Annotated in this window: 1 protein-coding gene; it reads right to left on the bottom strand. The window is 38.0% G+C overall.

Going from position 1 to position 3040, the window contains the following annotated elements; all coding sequences use genetic code 11:
• Positions 1-380 precede the first annotated feature (380 nt).
• Positions 381-1892, bottom strand: a complete 1512-nt coding sequence (locus tag AFK68_RS04065; protein WP_094671698.1) for an MBOAT family protein — start codon at positions 1890-1892, stop codon at positions 381-383.
• Positions 1893-3040 lie beyond the last annotated feature (1148 nt).

Genomic DNA, 3040 nt, shown 5'->3' with positions numbered 1-3040 from the left:
AATTAATAATTAAACAATTAAATAATTAGATCATTCACGCCTTGAAGCCTCCCCTTTCAAGGGGAAAAAAATAAATCTTTTCCTGTTAAGTGTCAATCCTCTCCCTAAAAGGGAGAGGTAATTATCAATTATCCATTATCAATTATCAATTAATGAATTCTTCCTTCTTCGGAGAATTAAAAGTCTTGTTTGTGCAGCATTCCCCAGAAAAGAAAGCTGAATACTTAGATTATTCTTACTTCTTCCTTCTTACTTCTTCCTTCTTCCTTTTTACTTCTTCCTTTTTACTTCTTCCTTCTTACTTCTTCCTTCTTATTTATTCCTTCTTATTTATTCCTTTTTACTTCTTCCTTCTTATTTATTCCTTCTTCCTTCTTTCTCTAAAAATCAAAATAAATATAAGGTAAACCTTCTGGCGCCAACAACCAAACAACAAAGAAAAATACAGGCACTAATAAAACTTTCAACTGCCAATTTAACTGTAATTTTAAACCTCGATGAAACCAATAATTAACTGCCATAAGCACCACAACTCCACAAATTAACCAAACCAACTGTAACCTTTCCAAACCCATTGCTTCCAGATAAACTTTATCAGCAAATTGAACATCCGCATCATAACCCCACCAATGATAAATTACCCAAAAAGAATCTCTCAAATTTGGCAATCTAAAAAATATCCACCCCCCAAAAACCATACTCTGAGTTAATAACCAACTTATCAAAATTCCCGACCAACTTTCCCAGATTTTCTGTACTTTAAGTTCTTGAGAAACTGCCTCTACTAACCGATGAATTACTAATGCCAAACCATGCAAAACACCCCAAACAATAAACCCCCAACTAGCACCATGCCAAATACCAGCAATTAACATCACAATTAATAAGTTCAAACAAGTACGAAATAATCCTACCCTCGAACCTCCTAATGGAAAATACAAATAATTCCTCAACCAATCTCCTAAAGTTATATGCCACCTTCGCCAAAATTCTGAAATACTCGTACTAAAATAAGGAAAATCAAAATTTTGTGGCAAACTTAAACCCATTAAAAAAGCACTACCACGAGCAATATCAACATAGGCAGTAAAATCAAGATAAAGTTGTAATCCATAAGCAACTGTTGCTAACCATAAATCACCACTTCCTGCTCTTTGTAAATTACCAAAACTCAGCTCTACAAAAATTCCTAAATTATCAGCTATTAAAGCTTTTTTTACTGCCCCAGTTGCAATTAACCAAATTCCTTCCGTAATTTGTTCTAAATTTGGGAATTTTAAGACTGGTATTTTAACTGAAACTTGACTATTTTTTCTGCTAGTCATTCCTAGCTGATTTTGCAAATAATGATAACGAGTAATCGGACCAGAAATAAGTTTGGGAAAAAATAATTTATAAGATGTAAATTCTAGCCAAGAAGCAGCAGGAGGGGCACCTCGATAAATGTCAATTAAATAAGCCAGACATTCAAAACAAAAAAAACTTAATCCTAAAGGAGCTATCAGATTATTTTCAAACCAATTAGCAGTTTCTAAAATATTGGGTAAATTGTAAATTATGCCAATACTGTTTAGTATAAAAGGTATATATTTAAAGCTTAATAAAAGTAAAATATTAGAGACTATACCTAACCACAATAGTAGTAAGCGACGGCGGTTCCATTTTGTATTGGCAATGCGCCAGTCTTTCGGTTCCCCAATAGCTTGAGCAAGGTAAAAATTTAATAGGGTAATTATTAATAGTAATGGAATATATTGGGGTTGAATAGTAGCGTAGAAAATTAAACTCGCAACTAAGAGGATTAATACTCGCCAAGACTGTCGTGACATTGACCAGTAGATTCCTAATACTATTAATAAAAATATAGCGTAGTTAAAGGAGATAAAAGTCATTTCAGTTATCAGTCATACCATTTCACGGAAGTTAAAAGTCGTAGGGGCGTTAACGTTTGCGGAGCATTCCGATAGGAAAGTTGTGCGTAGCTAATGGCCATTCCCCCCTACAAAAGTCATGCATTAAGATTTTATAGGCTCAAAACTTTGACCCTACAATAATTTCAGGCAATTATTTCATATCTAATACCAAATCCGGTTATTGTAGGGTAGTTACCTAAATATCCAAATCCTTGTCTGATAAGAATTTTGAATTTTGTGAATATCTCCTTATACCGTTTCACGGAAGTCAAAAGTCGTAGGGGCGTTTTGCTATCGCACAACTCCCTTTTTCATGTCGCGTAGCGTTTAGCTAGCGCACAACTCCGTTAACGCGGAGCGACATATAAAACGTTTCGGCGCTTGAGCCGACATGGAAAGCGGAGCATTCCGTCAGGAAATGCGGAGCATGACCTTAGGAAAGTTATGCGTAGCTAATGGCCATTAGCCCCGACAAAAGTTAAAAGTAAGATTTTATCAGCTTAAAACTTTGATGCAGAGCGTAATTTTAGGAAATTATTTCACATAAAGAATAAGAGTGCGACTCGTTCCTATTAAGAGCCTCTAGCAACTAGAGGGGTATGAATAGGGTCTAACGAGGCCACGGCGGAAGAGCCTGCAACAAGCGAGGCCACCAAAGAAGAGCCTGTTGGATAACTGAGTTACGGATGTGAGTGAAAGTCTCACCCGCTAAGGGACAGCGGACTCCCGACCTGGCCACACCGAGCTAGACCTTTCCACTAGCAGAGTGAAGCTGGCATCAGGCCTCAACCAGAGCTAAGGGTGATAGGCACACTGGGGGTAATGGGGAGACGGCATGGATACATTACGGAATGTCCTGAAAAAGCGTCTTACTTTTCGGCAAGGAGGCACCCAAAAATCTCCTGACCGCACACGAACATTCCCGCGTCGAAGTCTTATGTCAGACGCATCCCTGGGGATCGTGTAGGCGAAATGGACAACCCTAAACCGTCATAACAATCTGTGACTCGGAACGAGGAAAAACGTTGAGGGAGTCTCTAGGAAAAGGTCGAATAAGAGAGTAGGTGGGAAAGCACGGAAATCTCTCCAGCGGGTAGGATGCAAGCGCAAATTGCTTGCAGGGTAAT

Origin of the sequence: Hydrocoleum sp. CS-953 (assembly GCF_002260545.1) — a bacterium.
In the GTDB taxonomy this organism is placed as follows: Bacteria; Cyanobacteriota; Cyanobacteriia; order Cyanobacteriales; family Microcoleaceae; genus Trichodesmium.
This window is presented reverse-complemented; position numbering and strand designations above follow the sequence as displayed.